Source organism: Pseudomonas sp. R15(2017) (genome assembly GCF_002112685.1).
Classification (GTDB): domain Bacteria; phylum Pseudomonadota; class Gammaproteobacteria; order Pseudomonadales; family Pseudomonadaceae; genus Aquipseudomonas; species Aquipseudomonas glycinae.
Genome location: NZ_NEII01000002.1, coordinates 500,395 through 514,055, shown reverse-complemented (window position 1 = coordinate 514,055; position 13,661 = coordinate 500,395). Strand labels below are relative to the sequence as shown.

Here is a 13,661-nt window from a genome sequence, read left to right as displayed (position 1 = left end):
CAGTTAAACAACGTGTCAGGCTTATTAAGGCGTTACAGGTCCAATAACTTTCGCGCCATGCATTGCGCATTATCGGCGGCACTGTGATCACCCATCACAAGCGCTATGGTAATGGCACCGTCAATCAGGATCAGCAGCTGTTTGGCCAGCAGTTGCGGGTCCTCGGCACCATGTTCGGTACACAGCTCGCACAGGTAGTCGAGCAGTTTCTGTTTGTGGTCTTTGGCGACCCTGCGAACCGGATCCTCGGGATCGCCGGTCTCGCCACTGGTATTGATGAAGGCACAGCCCCGGAAGCCTTCCGAAGCGAACCAGCCCTTGAGCACGGTAAACAGGTTGAGCAGGCGGTCGGCCGGGGTTTCGGCCTGATCGACGGCGCTTCTGTACCAGTGCATCCAGCGCACGTCGCGGCGTTGCAGGGCGGCGACGGTCAACTCCTCCTTGTTGGCGAAGTAGCGGTAGATACTCTTTCTGGAAACACCGGCGGTTTTCACCAGAAGATCCATGCCGGTGGCCGCGATGCCACTTTTGTAGATCAACTTTTCGGTGACATCCAGAATGATGTCTCGGGTCGTGTCGTTGCGTGTGATTTCGTTCATGTGGCGAACAGTAGAACGATCGTTCTCCTTGGTCAAGCAGTTATTTTATGATCGCTCACTTGATCGTTCCCATGCTCTGCGTGGGAATGCAGCCCGGGACGCTCCGCGTCCCTTCCAGAGCTGGAACGCGGAGCGTCCCTTTAGGCATTCCCACGCAGAGCATGGGAACGATCATTAAAGGAGCGTGGGAACGATCAATCAGGCGGGAAGACCCAAAGGAGTTGATGGTGTAAGCTCTCGGGTTCTTCGGATTCGACCCATTGCGAGCCCTATGCCGTTGCTTTTCAAACGCTCTCTGCTGCCCAAACTGCGCAGCTTTCCGCTGACCGCCGAGGCCGTGACGATCCTGCCCGGTGCCGCCGATTTCCGCCGTTGCCTGCTGGAGAAAATCGCCCAGGCGACCCAGCGCATCTACCTCGTCGCGCTTTATCTGCAAAACGACGAAGCCGGCCAGGAAATTCTCGATGCCTTGCACGCCGCCAAACTCAAGCGGCCCGAGCTTGAAATCGCGGTGGTCGTTGACTGGCTGCGGGCCCAGCGCGGCTTGATCGGGGCCGGCAAGCAGCCGGGCAACTCGGCGTGGTATCAGGAAATGACCCGCACCCACCAGAGCGTGGTGCCGGTTTACGGCGTGCCGGTGCAGACCCGCGAGCTGTTCGGCGTGCTGCACCTCAAAGGCTTCGTGATCGACGATTGCGTGGTCTACAGCGGTGCCAGCCTGAACAACGTCTACCTGCACAAGTTCGACAAGTACCGTTTCGACCGTTATCACGTGTTGCAGAGCCGCGAACTGGCGGATTCGATGCACCATCTGGTCAAGCACGGCCTGATCGAATCCAAAGCGGTGCATCGCCTCGATCTGCCGAACCTGCCAACCACCCGCAGCCTGCGTAACGACATCGGCGACCTGCGCAGCCGTCTCAAATATGCGGCGTACGACACCAGTGCCGGCAGCGCGGCGCATACCGGCCTGTCGGTCAGTCCGTTGCTCGGCGTGGGCAAGAACAACCCGCTGAACCGGGTGATTCTGGAACTGATCGCCAGCGCGCAGAAGCAACTGACCATCTGTACGCCGTACTTCAACCTGCCGCTGGGGGTGATCCGCGAGATCAACCGGGCGCTGGCGCGTGGCGTGAAGATCGACATCGTGGTCGGCGACAAGACCGCCAACGACTTCTACATCCCGCCGAGCGAGCCGTTCAAGGTGATCGCCGCGCTGCCGTATCTGTACGAGATCAGCCTGCGCCGCTTCGCCAAGCGGCATCAGCGCAACATCGACAGCGGCCAGTTGAACCTGCACCTGTGGCGTGAAGGCGACAACAGCTATCACCTCAAGGGTATGTGGATCGACCAGCGCTACACGCTGCTGACCGGCAACAACCTCAATCCGCGGGCGTTCCGTCTCGATCTGGAAAACGCCTTGCTGATCGATGACCCGAAAGGCGAGTGGCTTGAACCGCGCCGCGTGGAGCTGGAAAACATCTTCGAACACACCACGCGGATCGCACGTTTCCAGGATCTTGAAGCCCTGCCGGATTACCCGGCGGGCGTGGCCAAGTTCCTCAAGCGCGTGAGCCGGGTGCGGGTCGAGCGGTTGCTCTATCGCATTCTTTAAAACCGGTCCACAAAAAATCCCCCGAACGCAGCACGCGTCCGGGGGATTTTTTTATGCGCGGACTCAGTTCAGACCGAGCTTGCCACGCAGTGTCGACAGGTCTTCCGCCAGGGTATTAACCGGGCCGACCAGCGCCTTGCGGTCGTTGTCCTTCACCTTGTCGTAAGTCTCGAAACCACCGTCCCTGGTCTTGTACTTGGCCAGGATCTTGTCCACGGTCGCGAAGTTCTTGTCGACTTTGGCGACGAAGGCCTTGTCCTGTTTCTCGATCTGCGGACGGAACAGGTCGACGATTTTCTTCGCGCCGTCGATGTTGCCCTGGAAGTCGTACAGGTCGGTGTGGCTGTAACGATCCTCTTCACCGGAGATCTTGGTCGCGGCGACTTCTTCGAGCAGCGCAGCCGCGCCGCCGACGACTTTCTCCGGCGGGAAGGTCAGGCCGGCGACGCGGGTCTGCAGGTCTTTCACGTCCTTGTTCAGGCCATCGGCCAGGGCGTCGAGATCCTTGGTGCTCTTTTCCGAGAACAGCGAGTATTCGATGCGGTGGAAACCGGTGAAGTCTTCGGCTTTCACGCCTTGCTCGTGGTCGTCGACGCGGGAGTCGATGGACGCGTCGAGGTCACTGAACAGCTCGGCGATCGGCTCGATCGACTCATAAAAAACGCGGGTTGGCGCGTAGAGCTTTTGCGCGGTGGCCAGGTCGCCTTTTTTCACCGCGTCGGTGAACTGCTGCGTGTGGCTGGCCAATTCATCCAGTTGTTCGGTGACGTAAATCTTGTAGTCCGACACCGGCCCCACCAGATCCAGTGGCGCGGTCGCGGCGAACGCCGACAGCGAGGTGTTGAGCAAACCTAAGGTCAGCAATAACGCGAGTGGCGTCTTTTTCATGGGGGCGGCTCCTGTTGAATGCTATGCAGTTGTTTTTGGTTGAGTAGCGTCGAGCAGCGAACGACCGATGAAGTCCTTGTCGCCCGTGACACCCGGCAGGGTGAAGAAGTAACCGCCGCCGACCGGCTTGAGGTATTCCTCCAGCGGTTCGCCGTTTAGGCGGGTCTGCACGGTGATGAAACCTTTTTCCAGATCCGCCTGGTAACAGATGAACAGCAGGCCCATGTCGAGCTGGCCGTTCTTGTTCACGCCGTTGGAGTAGTTGAACGGCCGGCGCAGGATCAGGTTGGCCTGGCTCGCGGCGGTGCGCGGATTGGCCAGGCGAATGTGCGCGTCGAGCTTGGTCAGCTTGCCTTCCGGGTCCTTGCTGTAATCCGGGGCTTCGGTTTCATGGCTGGCGCCCATCGGCGCGCCGGTGGTTTTCACCCGGCCGATGATGCTTTCCTGTTCCTGCAACGGCGTGCGGTCCCAGCGTTCGACAAAGTTGCGGATGATCCGCACCGCCTGATAACTGCCATGGGCCGCCCAGGCCGGTTCGTCGCTGCCCGGTTGCACCCAGACAATGCGATCCATGGCCTTGCCGTCGTTGGAATCCGGGTTGGCCGAACCGTCGCGAAAACCCAGGAAATTACGCGCCGATTGCGCCGGCACGCCGGGCTTGGCCGGGGCTTGCGGCGGCACGCTGCCTTCCTGCTTCCAGCGCACCAGCAGCAGGTCCGGCAGGTTTTTCACGATGTCGCGCAGGGCGTGGATGTTGGTGTCGGCGGTGTTGGAGCAGAACTGCAGGCTCAAATCGCCGTGGCAGCAATCGGCTTCCAGCGCATCGTTGGGGAAACCGACCATGCGCACCAGACGCTTGGGTTTGGCGGCGGCGAGGCCGAAGCGCTCGTCGAACAAGGATTCGCCGACAGACACGGTGATGGTCAGGTTGTCCGGTGTCACCACCGGGCCGAGGATGCCGGAATCCGGTGGCGGCAACTTCTGATCGATCTGCGCCACCGGGCCGCCCTTCATCAGGAATGCGATGCGCTCGTTGAGGGTGCGGAACAGACGCTCCAGATCTTCACGGTCGCTGGCCAGCACATCGAACGACACCAGCATGCCGGCCGCCGGACGCGGGGTGACGATGCCAGTCTGGTGCACGCCATGGAAATCGTGGTGATCCTGGGTCTTGTCGCTGCTCGGCGCTTCGGTGACTTGCGCAGGCGCGGCGGCCATCGCCGGGCAGCTCAGGGCAGTACCGGCCAGTGCGACGCCGGCGGCGCCCATGCCCATCAGTACGCGGCGACGTTGCAGGTTGAAGTGTTCGGAATCGTTCATCGGTAGTCGTCTTCTGCTTACAGGCCGGAGAGGCCGAGGGCGGGGTCAATGGCGTCGAGGGCGTCGGCCAGGGCCTTGGCCTTGTCGGCGATCTGCTTGCGTTGCTCACCGTTGACGGTGTCGTAACTGGTGTAGCCGTCCTTGACCTTGAAACCGTTCAGCGTGGTATCGAAATCAGTCAGCGCACCGTCGATTTTCGGCAGCAGGTCGGCGGCGGATTTGCTCAGCAGCGGGCGCAGCAGTTCGACGACTTTGCGCGCGGTTTCCTGATTGGCCGCGAAGCCGTTGAGATCACTGTGACTGTAGCGTTCCTCTTCGCCGCTGGCGGCGCGCACGTCGGCGAGGGTGTTGAGGTTGCGCACGACGATTTCCACCAGTTGCTCCGGCGGCAGCGACTGGGCCAGCAGTTGTTGTTTCAGCGTGGTGACGTTGTCGAGCAAGCCTTGGGCAATCGGTGTCAGCCCGTCGAGTTTGCGTTGCTGGAACAGCGCGTATTCGAGACGGTGGAAACCGACGAAGGCCGGATCCTGCTCGCGTTTTTCGAAGTAATCGGCGCGGGCGTTGATGCTGTTGTCCAGCTCGGCCAGGCGTTGTGCGGCCGGGGCCAGACGCTGATACGCGGCGCGGGCCGGCAAATACAACGCCTGGGCCTGGGCCAGATCGCCGCTATCGATGGCTTGATTGAGCGCCGTCACGGCTTTGATCAGCGCGCTGCCCTGGCTGGCCAGGTAGACGCGGAACTCCGACAGCGGCCCGACGAAGGCAACCATCGACGGCTTGGCCTTGGCGGCGGCATCCGAGGCGGCGGTCGGCGTCACGTGCAGGGTGCCGCGCGGGTTGCTCAGCAGGCCACAGGTGATGGCGTAGTCGCCGGGTTGCAGGTTGGCGTTGATCACCTGGCTCAGGCCCGGCGCGATGTTCTCGCGCTCTTCGATCACCAGCACTCCGTCGAGAATTTCCCATTCCACTGCCCGGTCGGAGCGGTTGACGATGCGGAAGCTGGCGCGGCCGGCCGGAACGGTGAGGGCGTTCGGCTCGCAACTGTGCGGATGGATGTTGACCACCACTTCGTCACGGTTGTGCTGACGTTTGGCGGCGGCCATTTTCGAGGCGTAGTAGAACAGGCCGCCGGCGGCGATCATCACGACCACCGAACCGGCCACCGCCCAGCGCAAGGCGCGGGGAGGCGAGGCCTGAGGAGTATTAGGCTTTGACATGAAGGCCCTTATTGGCTGGAAACGGAAGACGATTGGGCAGCGGGTTTGGGTGCTGGCATGAAGAACATGACCAGCGCCACCAGCAGATAAATCAGGTACGCGCCGAGGGTGCTGACGGTCGGTGCATCCTGATAACCGAACATGCCGGCCAGCACCGAGCCCAGCGGGCCATCCATCGGCAGCGTCGCGCTGAAGTCGAAGAGCACGGTTTGCAGGTGGTTCCACACCCCGGCTTCATGCAGGGCCTGCACCGAGTTGGCGAGAATCCCGGCGGCGACCACGAGGATGAACAGCCCGGTCCAGCGGAAGAACGCCGACAGGTTCAGGCGCATGCTGCCGCTGTAGATCAGGAAGCCGACGATCACCGCCAGAATCAGGCCGAGCAGGGCGCCGATCGGCGCGGCCGGGCCTTCGCTCTGCTGGAACACGGCGAGCAGGAAGAACACGGTTTCCAGACCTTCCCGGGCGACGGCGAAAAACACCATGGCAATCAGCGCGATGACCTGATGCTTCGACGCGGTCAGCGCATGATCGAGGGAGGCTTGCAGTGAATGCTTGATCGAACGCGCCACCTTGCGCATCCAGAACACCATTGAACTGAGAATGCCCACGGCCACCAGCCCGACCACGCCTTCGAACAGTTCCTGCTGCTTTTGCGGGAATTCGGCGCTGACCAGTTCCAGGCCACCGCCGACCAGCAATGCCAGCGCGGCGGCGAGAAAAACCCCGATCCACACCGCCGGCATCCACTGGCCACGGCCGGTCTGTTGCAGGTAGCTGGCGATGATGCCAACGATCAGCGCGGCTTCGATGCCTTCGCGCAACATGATCAAAAAGGGAACGAGCATTCGGCGATCACTGTGTAACGAAATGAGGTTACAAGTTGTAACATAATGAAAGTCATTCTCACATGGCATTCATTGACATTTAGCTGAACCGGAGCTGAACGAGTCTGAACATCCACGCCACCGAGTCAGCTGCGCTAAGATGCCCGCCACTCGAACAACAACAGGATTGCGCGCGTTCCATGTCGGAAAAAGACACCATCGCCATTCAACTGGTGCGCGAAGCACTGCTGCAAAGTTGTGCTCCGGGCGTGGCCACGGACGAAGTCTTGAGCAAGGTCGGGATCGATCCGGCGTTGCTGGCCACCGATGACGCCCGTGTGCCGGCCAGCCAGTACGCGCGGTTATGGCGCCTTTTGGCCAGGCGCGGCGATGACGAATTCTTTGGCATGGACCCGCGCAAGCTGAAATCCGGCAGCCTGGAATTCCTCTGCCGCAGCGCCATGGCCCAGCCGAACCTGGCGGCCGGGCTGAGCACGGGGTTGAGTTTCCTGTCGTTGATGCTCGAGCGCCTGCCGGCGCAACTGGTGCATCAGCAGAGTCTGGCGGAGATCGTTTTGCTGGAAGACGACCCGGAACCGCGCCGCGCTTTCACCTATTTCACCTACTGGATGATCGTCCACGGCGTGGCGTGCTGGCTGGCGGGGCGGCGAATTCCGATCCTGGCCATCGAGCTGCGCTGCCCGGCGCCGGATTTTTGCGATGACTATCGGGTGATGTTCTCGGAAAACCTGCGCTTCGACCGGCCGCGCACGCGGATGATCTTCGCCGCTGACGTGCTGGATCTGCCGATCAAGCGCAGCGCCGAGGAATTGAAGCGCTTTCTGGCCCATGCCCCGGCCAACATTCTGGTGAAGTACCGCGACCCGGAAAGCCTTGCGAGCCGGATCAAGCAGGATCTGAGGCAATTATCCGCAGATAAGTGGCCGGAAACCGACGCGCTGGCCCAGCAGTTGTGCATGTCGGCCTCGACCCTGCGTCGGCGACTGGCCGAGGAAGGGCAGACTTATCAGGGCTTGAAGGACAGCGTGCGCAAGGAGCTGGCGATCACCTGGCTGGCCGAGCCTTCGATCAGTTTTGCCGAGATCGCCACGCGGCTGGGGTTTGCCGATGCGAGTTCGTTCTACAAGGCGTTTCGCAAGTGGTCGGGGACCAATCCGGGGCATTACCGCAGCTTGATTCTCAACGAAGCGGTCTGATCCACCACAGACTCACCGCCCACCGCCAACTCTCGTTCCCACGCTCTGCGTGGGAATGCAGCCCGGGACGCTCCGCGTCCCTTCCAGAGCTGGAACGCGGAGCGTCCCTTGAGGCATTCCCACGCAGAGCGTGGGAACGATCATCGCGGCACGGCGTGGGAGCGATCAAAGTCCGGAACCTTGGCCAAACCAGTCATCCACTTTGAGGGCTTTGACCATTGCCGCAGGCGGCGTGCGGCGCGAGTATTCCTCTGTTGTTTACGGTTCCCCAACCTAATAAGAACAGAGGGATTCTGGCAATGCGCGATTACTTGTCTGCCACCGCACAGTTTGATTATCAGCACACCGTGGACGCCGCACTCAGCGGCACGCTCGAGGCGCTCAACGCCTGCGTCGAATGTTGTGACCGACACGCGCTGCCGGGGCGCATTGCGCTGTTCTGGGAAGGCCGCGATGGCGCCAGTGCGACGTACACCTTCAGCGACCTGCAGGACAAAGCCGCGCGTTTCGCCAATTTCCTTCTCGCCCAGGGCGTGCAGAAGGGCGACAAGGTCGCCGGTCTGCTGCCGCGCAACATCGAACTGCTGATCACCGTGTTCGCCACCTGGCGCATCGGCGCGGTATATCAACCGCTGTTCACCGCGTTCGGCCCCAAAGCCCTCGAGCATCGCCTGAACAGCTCCGGCGCCAAAGTCGTGGTCACCGACGCCGCCAACCGATCAAAACTCAGCGAAGTCGCCGACTGTCCGACGCTGGTCACCGTTGGCGGTCCGAAAGGCCAGGGCATCGTTCGTGGCGATTTCAGTTTCTGGGCCGAGCTGCCCAATCATTCAAATGTCTGCGAACCGCTGATGCTGACCGGCGAAGACCCGTTCCTGCTGATGTTCACCTCGGGTACTACCGGCCCGTCGAAGGCGCTGTCGGTGCCGCTCAAGGCCATCGTCGCGTTCCAGAGTTACACCCGTGACGCCGTGGACCTGCGCCCGGAAGATGCGTTCTGGAACGTTGCCGATCCGGGCTGGGCCTACGGCATCTATTTCGGCGTCACCGGCCCGTTGTCGATGGGCCATCCGATCACGTTCTACGATGGCCCGTTCACCCTCGAAAGCACCTGCCGGGTGATCAACAAGTACGGCATCACCAACCTCACCGGTTCGCCCACCGCGTATCGCCTGCTGATTGCCGGCGGCGACGAGTTCGCCAAGTCGATCAAGGGCAAGCTGCGCATCGTCAGCAGCGCCGGCGAGCCGTTGAACCCGGAAGTGATCCGCTGGTTCGCCGATAACCTCGGCGTGGTCATTCACGACCACTACGGCCAGACCGAACTGGGCATGGTCCTGTGCAATCACCACGGCCTCGAACACCCGATCCACCTCGGCGCTGCCGGTTTCGCCTCGCCGGGCCATCGTATCGTGGTGCTTGACGAGCAAAACAACGAACTCGGCGTCGGCCAGCCCGGCATCCTCGCCATCGACCGCACACAGTCGCCGATGTGCTGGTTCGCCGGCTATGAAGGCGTGCCGACCAAGGCCTTCGTCGGCAATTACTACCTGAGCGGCGACACCGTCGAGTGGAACCCGGACGGCAGCATCAGCTTCGTCGGCCGCAGCGATGACGTGATCACCACTTCCGGCTATCGCGTCGGCCCGTTCGACGTGGAAAGCGCACTGATCGAACACCCGGCCGTGGTCGAGGCGGCGGTGGTTGGCAAACCCGATCCGGAGCGCACCGAACTGGTCAAAGCCTTTGTCGTGCTCAACCCGCAATACCGCGCCGAACCAGCGCTGGCCGAAGAATTGCGCCAACACGTGCGCAAGCGTCTGGCCGCGCACTCGTACCCCCGTGAAATCGAATTTGTCAGCGAGTTGCCGAAAACCCTAAGCGGCAAATTGCAGCGCTTTATCTTGCGCAACCAGGAAATCGCCAAGGCTCAAGAGGCCGCGGCGCACAACGTTTCAGCTTGAATCAGGAAGTCAGTCATGCAGATCGAGAACAAGGTTTTTATCGTCACCGGCGGCGCGTCCGGCCTGGGTGCCGCCACCGCTGAATTGCTGGTGAACGCCGGCGCCAAAGTGATGCTGGTGGACATGAACGCCGAAGCCGTTGCCGCCCAGGCCCAACGCCTGGGCGCGCAAAGCGTGGTGGCCGACATCAGCAACGAAGCCGCCGCCGAAGCCGCCGTGCAGGCGACCGTTAAAGCCTTCGGCAGCCTCAACGGGCTGGTGAACTGCGCCGGCATCGTTCGCGGCGAGAAGATTCTTGGCAAGAACGGCCCGCACGCCTTGTCCAGCTTCGCCCAGGTGATCAACGTCAACCTGATCGGCAGTTTCAACATGCTGCGTCTGGCAGCCGCTGCGATTGCCGAAAGCGAAGCCAACGCCGACGGCGAGCGTGGTGTGATCATCAACACCGCTTCCGTTGCGGCGTTCGACGGCCAGATCGGCCAGGCCGCGTATTCGGCGTCCAAAGGCGCCATCGCCAGCCTGACTCTGCCTGCCGCTCGTGAACTGGCGCGCTTCGGCATCCGCGTGATGACCATCGCCCCGGGCATCTTCGAAACCCCGATGATGGCCGGCATGACCCCGGAAGTGCGCGACTCGCTGGCCGCTGGTGTGCCGTTCCCGCCGCGCCTGGGCAAACCTGCCGAGTACGCCGCGCTGGTGCGGCATATCATTGAAAACAGCATGCTCAACGGCGAGGTGATCCGTCTCGACGGCGCCTTGCGCATGGCCGCCAAGTAAGGAGGATTTCCCATGACCATCTCCAACGATCCGATTGTCATCGTCAGCGCCGTCCGCACCCCGATGGGCGGTTTTCAGGGCGAACTGAAAAGCCTGACCGCGCCGCAACTGGGCGCCGCTGCAATCAAGGCGGCGGTTGAGCGTGCCGGTGTCGCCGCCGGTGTGGTCGATGAAGTGTTGTTCGGCTGCGTGTTGCCGGCCGGTCTCGGTCAGGCGCCTGCGCGTCAGGCTGCGCTGGGAGCCGGGCTGGACAAATCCACCCGTTGCACCACGGTCAACAAGATGTGCGGTTCGGGCATGGAAACCGCCATTCTGGCCCACGACATGCTGCTGGCCGGCAGCGCCGATGTGGTGATCGCCGGCGGCATGGAAAGCATGTCCAACGCGCCGTACCTGCTGGATCGCGCCCGTGCCGGTTACCGCATGGGCCACGGCCGGGTGCTGGATTCGATGTTCCTCGACGGCCTCGAAGACGCCTACGACAAGGGCCGCCTGATGGGCACCTTCGCCGAGGATTGCGCCGAAACCAACGACTTCAGCCGTGAAGCGCAGGACGCCTTCGCCATCGCCTCGACCACCCGTGCCCAGCAGGCGATCAAGGACGGCAGCTTCAAGGCCGAGATCGTTCCGCTGACCGTGACCGTTGGCAAAGAACAGGTTGTGATCAGCAACGACGAGCAGCCGCCAAAAGCCAAACTGGACAAGATCGCTTCGCTGAAACCGGCCTTCCGCGAGGGCGGCACCGTGACCGCTGCCAACTCCAGCTCGATCTCCGACGGCGCCGCTGCGCTGGTGCTGATGCGTCAGTCGCAAGCGCAGAAACAGGGTCTGAAACCGCTGGCGGTGATTCACGGCCACGCAGCCTTCGCTGACACCCCGGGCCTGTTCCCGGTGGCGCCGATTGGCGCGATCAAGAAGCTGATGAAGAAAACCGGCTGGTCGCTGGATCAGGTCGATCTGTTCGAAGTCAACGAAGCCTTCGCCGTGGTCGGCATGGCGGCGATGACCCACCTGGAAATCCCGCACGACAAGCTCAACATCCATGGCGGCGCCTGCGCCCTGGGCCACCCGATTGGCGCGTCCGGCGCGCGGATTCTGGTGACCTTGCTCTCGGCCCTGCGCCAGAAAGGCCTGAAACGCGGCGTCGCGGCGATCTGCATCGGCGGCGGGGAAGCCACGGCGATGGCTGTCGAGTGCGTCTGAACCCGAGTTAAGGATTTGCCATGATTCCCAATGACGACCAACAACAAATCCGCGACATGGCCCGGCAGTTTGCCGAGGAACGGCTCAAACCGTTCGCCGCCGAGTGGGATCGCGAGCACCGCTTTCCGAAAGAAGCCATCGGCGAAATGGCCGGGCTGGGCTTCTTCGGCATGCTGGTGCCGGAGCAGTGGGGCGGTTGCGACACCGGTTACCTGGCCTACGCCATGGCCCTGGAAGAAATCGCCGCCGGCGACGGCGCCTGCTCGACGATCATGAGCGTGCACAACTCGGTGGGTTGCGTGCCGATCCTCAAGTTCGGCAACGACGACCAGCGCGAACGCTTCCTCAAGCCGCTGGCCAGCGGCGAGATGCTCGGCGCGTTCGCGTTGACCGAACCCCAGGCCGGTTCCGATGCCAGCAGCCTGAAAACCCGCGCTCGGCTGGAAGGCGATCACTATGTGCTCAACGGCTGCAAACAGTTCATCACTTCCGGGCAGAACGCCGGGATCGTGATCGTGTTTGCCGTGACTGATCCGAGTGCCGGCAAGCGCGGGATCAGCGCGTTCATCGTGCCGACCGACTCGCCGGGCTACAAAGTCGCCCGCGTCGAAGACAAGCTCGGCCAGCACGCCTCGGACACCTGCCAGATTCTGTTCGAAGACGTGAAAGTGCCGGTAGCCAACCGGTTGGGCGAGGAGGGCGAGGGCTACAAGATCGCCCTGGCCAACCTCGAAGGCGGGCGCGTCGGCATCGCTTCGCAATCGGTGGGCATGGCCCGCGCCGCGTTCGAAGCGGCCCGCGATTACGCCCGTGAACGTGACACTTTCGGCAAGCCGATCATCGAGCATCAGGCCGTGGCGTTCCGCTTGGCGGACATGGCGACCCAGATCGCCGTGGCACGGCAGATGGTGCATTACGCCGCCGCCCTGCGCGACAGCGGTCAGCCGGCACTGGTCGAGGCGTCGATGGCCAAACTGTTCGCCTCGGAAATGGCCGAGAAGGTCTGCTCGATGGCATTGCAAACCCTCGGCGGTTACGGTTACCTCAACGACTTCCCGCTGGAGCGCATCTACCGCGACGTGCGGGTCTGCCAGATCTACGAAGGCACCAGCGACATTCAGCGCATGGTCATTTCGCGCAATCTTTGAAAAGGAATCTGCACATGAGTTACGAAACGATTTTGCTGGAAACCCATGGCCGCGTCGGCCTGATCACCCTCAATCGCCCGCAGGCGCTGAATGCCCTCAACGCGCAACTGGTCAGCGAAGTGAATCGCGCGCTCGATGGGTTTGAAGCCGACGCGAACATCGGCTGCATCGTCATCACCGGCTCGACCAAAGCCTTTGCCGCCGGCGCCGACATCAAGGAAATGGCCGATCTGACCTACCCGCAGATCTACATGGACGACCTGTTCAGCGACAGCGATCGCGTGGCCAACCGGCGCAAGCCGATCATCGCCGCGGTCAACGGTTTTGCCCTCGGCGGCGGCTGTGAGCTGGCGCTGATGTGCGACTTCATCCTGGCCGGCGACAACGCCAAATTCGGCCAGCCGGAAATCAACCTCGGCGTGCTGCCGGGCATGGGCGGCACCCAGCGCCTGACCCGCGCGGTGGGCAAGGCCAAGGCCATGGAAATGTGCCTGAGCGGCCGCATGATCGACGCGGTGGAAGCCGAACGCTGCGGCATCGTCGCGCGGATCGTGCCGAGTGCCGAGTTGCTGGACGAAGCGCTGAAAGTCGCGGCGGTGATCGCCAGCAAATCGCTGCCGATTACGATGATGGTCAAGGAAAGCGTCAACCGCGCGTTTGAAGTGAATCTGACTGAAGGCGTGCGCTTCGAACGCCGCGTGTTCCATGCGGCGTTTGCAACGCAGGATCAGAAGGAAGGGATGGCGGCGTTTGTGGCCAAGCGGCCTGCCGAGTTCCAGGGCAAGTAACGCGGCGTATTCACTGACGCCATCGCTGGCAAGCCAGCTCCCACATTGGATCTGAGGTTTACACCAATCTCTGTGGGAGCTGGCTTGCCAGCGATGCT

At 62.3% G+C, this 13,661-nt stretch carries 12 protein-coding genes; 7 read left to right on the top strand and 5 right to left on the bottom strand.

Annotation, left to right across the window (positions count from 1 at the left end; genetic code table 11):
- Positions 1-32: 32 nt before the first annotated feature.
- Positions 33-599, bottom strand: coding sequence for a TetR/AcrR family transcriptional regulator (locus CAF77_RS05800; RefSeq protein WP_085654166.1), 567 nt, complete (start codon positions 597-599; stop codon positions 33-35).
- A gap of 271 nt (positions 600-870) precedes the next feature.
- On the opposite strand from CAF77_RS05800, the gene pssA reads away from it, so the two are divergent.
- Positions 871-2,214 (top strand): CDP-diacylglycerol--serine O-phosphatidyltransferase, encoded by a 1,344-nt coding sequence (gene pssA, locus CAF77_RS05795; RefSeq protein WP_064381477.1) that lies wholly within the window; start codon positions 871-873, stop codon positions 2,212-2,214.
- 63 nt (positions 2,215-2,277) lie between these two features.
- On the opposite strand, the gene efeO (CAF77_RS05790) is transcribed toward pssA, so the two are convergent.
- Genes efeO (CAF77_RS05790) through efeU form a run of 4 tightly spaced genes read right to left on the bottom strand, consistent with a single transcriptional unit; the run spans position 2,278 to position 6,487 of the window.
- Complete coding sequence (gene efeO, locus CAF77_RS05790) at positions 2,278-3,102, bottom strand: iron uptake system protein EfeO (protein WP_064381478.1); 825 nt, start codon at positions 3,100-3,102, stop codon at positions 2,278-2,280.
- Positions 3,103-3,123: 21 nt separating this feature from the next.
- Positions 3,124-4,422, bottom strand: coding sequence for an iron uptake transporter deferrochelatase/peroxidase subunit (efeB, locus tag CAF77_RS05785; protein ID WP_064381479.1), 1,299 nt, complete (start codon positions 4,420-4,422; stop codon positions 3,124-3,126).
- Positions 4,423-4,439: 17 nt separating this feature from the next.
- Positions 4,440-5,639, bottom strand: coding sequence for an iron uptake system protein EfeO (gene efeO / locus CAF77_RS05780; RefSeq protein WP_064381480.1), 1,200 nt, complete (start codon positions 5,637-5,639; stop codon positions 4,440-4,442).
- A gap of 8 nt (positions 5,640-5,647) precedes the next feature.
- Positions 5,648-6,487, bottom strand: a complete 840-nt coding sequence (efeU, locus tag CAF77_RS05775; protein WP_064381482.1) for an iron uptake transporter permease EfeU — start codon at positions 6,485-6,487, stop codon at positions 5,648-5,650.
- A 179-nt stretch (positions 6,488-6,666) separates the two neighbouring features.
- On the opposite strand from efeU, the gene CAF77_RS05770 reads away from it, so the two are divergent.
- The 6 genes from CAF77_RS05770 to CAF77_RS05745 all read left to right on the top strand — a co-directional run bounded on the left by CAF77_RS05770 (position 6,667) and on the right by CAF77_RS05745 (position 13,563).
- A complete protein-coding gene (locus CAF77_RS05770) occupies positions 6,667-7,683 on the top strand; it encodes an AraC family transcriptional regulator (RefSeq protein WP_064381483.1) in 1,017 nt (338 codons plus the stop codon).
- Positions 7,684-7,982: 299 nt separating this feature from the next.
- A complete protein-coding gene (locus CAF77_RS05765; RefSeq protein WP_064381485.1) occupies positions 7,983-9,647 on the top strand; it encodes an AMP-binding protein in 1,665 nt (554 codons plus the stop codon).
- Between the two features lie 15 nt (positions 9,648-9,662).
- On the top strand, positions 9,663-10,424 hold the full coding sequence (locus CAF77_RS05760) for an SDR family NAD(P)-dependent oxidoreductase (protein WP_064381487.1): 762 nt from the start codon (positions 9,663-9,665) through the stop codon (positions 10,422-10,424).
- A gap of 12 nt (positions 10,425-10,436) precedes the next feature.
- Positions 10,437-11,627: an acetyl-CoA C-acyltransferase gene (locus CAF77_RS05755; protein ID WP_064381489.1), complete on the top strand. Its 1,191-nt coding sequence runs from the start codon at positions 10,437-10,439 to the stop codon at positions 11,625-11,627.
- Positions 11,628-11,647: 20 nt separating this feature from the next.
- Positions 11,648-12,775: an acyl-CoA dehydrogenase gene (locus CAF77_RS05750; RefSeq protein ID WP_011334278.1), complete on the top strand. Its 1,128-nt coding sequence runs from the start codon at positions 11,648-11,650 to the stop codon at positions 12,773-12,775.
- A 14-nt stretch (positions 12,776-12,789) separates the two neighbouring features.
- On the top strand, positions 12,790-13,563 hold the full coding sequence (locus CAF77_RS05745) for an enoyl-CoA hydratase (protein WP_064381493.1): 774 nt from the start codon (positions 12,790-12,792) through the stop codon (positions 13,561-13,563).
- Positions 13,564-13,661: the final 98 nt, after the last annotated feature.